Origin of the sequence: Natronospira elongata (assembly GCF_034931365.1) — a bacterium.
GTDB classification, from domain to species: domain Bacteria; phylum Pseudomonadota; class Gammaproteobacteria; order Natronospirales; family Natronospiraceae; genus Natronospira; species Natronospira elongata.
This window is the reverse complement of record NZ_JAYGII010000082.1, coordinates 1-1,833: the sequence shown is the minus strand read 5'-3', so window position 1 is coordinate 1,833 and position 1,833 is coordinate 1. Positions and strand designations below refer to the sequence as shown.

Below are 1,833 nucleotides of genomic sequence, written 5' to 3'. Positions count from 1 at the left end.
CGCAGCACGGGCAAAATTGGAGCGTAGTGGAAATTTTGTCCCAGTGCCTGCGATTGTTAGGCATGCTAGAATAAACTGCTTTGTTGATTTTTAAATGATTGAATTTTTTCATTGATGTGCAACTTATTATCCGCTTTGTCGAAAGCTGTTTTGCTCATAAAGGCAACCAGCCTCTCAAGATCAGATACTTCTTTAATTTTAAGAAATTCTTTCGTCTTATTAACATAAACCAAAGCAATTTTATGCCTTTTTAAAAGCTCTATTGCGTTGCTCAATGTCCCCGTACTCTTTGTATCCCAAACCATAAATCCGTAATCGCAGTCTTCTGCCATTCTTAAATCTTTTGCGGTAAAAAAAGCCCTTGTTCCTGGAGTCGAGGTCGTTTCTATTTTCTCGACAGGCCAGTTCCCGAGATTATTTCGTGGACTTTCGCCAGAGCAGTACACAAGAACAGATTTCATATTCTTAGAGAGAAGATATTCTTGGATGGAGCTATCAACGCCACTTGCATCACCGACAATAACTTGATAGCCAGAATCAACAATATTGTTGATTCTAGATTGAACATTATCATCTAATTTTTTGATTCCCATGGAACCAGATATAAATACTTTGTGCATTACCTTTTCCTGGTTACCGTTGCCACGTAGATATTTCTCACTTTACTGTAGCTGCGCAAAACTGTTGTAGCGGCTTCCAGAGAAGACCCTGTATCAAAGAGATCGTCAATAATTAGCACATCGTATTGCCCCTCAGGTAATACATCATAAACCGTGAATGCATTAATAAGTGCAGAAACCTTTTCTTCTCTTGTCCCCAAATCCTTCATTGGCGCTGTAGATCCAGTTTTCACAAGCAGGTTCTCATAGCAAGGAATGCCTGCTAGTCGTGCATACTCTCTTGCTATTTCAGTGACAGGCTGCCTGTTTCTAGCTGTTGAGGCTGGCATAGGCACAACTAAACCTGCTGTAGAAAATGCGTCGCCAAATGAAGCGTGCAACTGGTTTGCTATTATTGAAACTTGGGGAATAGTCTGACCGGTACTTTAACTGAAAAAGTGCCTCACCGGCTTCTGGTCGGACGGTGTCGAATTGCATATGGCCATATTCATTCGGCCCGATAGGGGTGCTGCTTAGCGTATGTTTATCAAGTGAGTACCCGAGGGTCCACACACCCTCAATCTGCTTAATATTTACGTCCATTAACCCTCCTTACTTCGGTGCTCAGATCGCCTAACGAAAAGAACCAGCCGCGCGAGGTACGAGCGTCGGCTGCGTTGCCTTGTTGAGAAATGCAAGCACTAAGACCTTATGCTCCTGGGTGATTAGGATCCGCACCAATCAACCTCCACTCGTTTCTCGGGCGGAGAAGGTGTTCTTCCGAAAATCCATGAGCACTCATTGCTTCCGCACATAAAACCAGCGGCCAGGCCTACTTCACCCACCTCTCGGACAACGCGTACTGCTGTATCATCACGCAAATAGATTCTTGTCTCATACCGTCCTGTAGGAACAACAACTGGAAGCGGGAAAAGCCCTAAGAAAACACCAAAACCAGCCCATGAGACTCCACCCTTATAGCTCAAAACAGTGCACGCGCCCTTATCGGATAGGCCATCCGGCGTTCCCCACAATCGCACTATATCCCCCTTACTGTACCCATCATCAGGGACCCTCCAGCCAAGCCTCCCCCTTTCGTCCCTGAGCGCAACCTGATCGAACTCATACTCATGCTTACCGTAAGTCCCCACCGCTAGTCCTGCGCACCCTTGGAGAAAGACCAAAACTCCCACCAGAAGAGCAACATAACCCCTTTTCATAATCCCCTCTTCTC

The 1,833-nt window shown here is 45.4% G+C and carries 3 protein-coding genes; all 3 read right to left on the bottom strand.

Features of this window, described 5'->3' with window-relative positions; genetic code table 11:
- Positions 1-65: 65 nt before the first annotated feature.
- Positions 66-620 (bottom strand): hypothetical protein, encoded by a 555-nt coding sequence (locus tag VCB98_RS13780; protein ID WP_346053513.1) that lies wholly within the window; start codon positions 618-620, stop codon positions 66-68.
- Positions 620-1,000: a ComF family protein gene (locus VCB98_RS13775; RefSeq protein WP_346053511.1), complete on the bottom strand. Its 381-nt coding sequence runs from the start codon at positions 998-1,000 to the stop codon at positions 620-622. Before VCB98_RS13775 ends, VCB98_RS13780 begins: the two co-directional genes overlap by 1 nt.
- 324 nt (positions 1,001-1,324) lie before the next feature.
- A partial coding sequence (locus tag VCB98_RS13770; RefSeq protein ID WP_346053510.1) for a hypothetical protein occupies positions 1,325-1,833 on the bottom strand: 509 nt, incomplete at its 5' end.

Bases quoted from the DNA above. Each gene is read 5' to 3' on its own strand.
- VCB98_RS13780 (WP_346053513.1), bottom strand. From the start codon at position 620: ATGCACAAAGTATTTATATCTGGTTCCATGGGAATCAAAAAATTAGAT.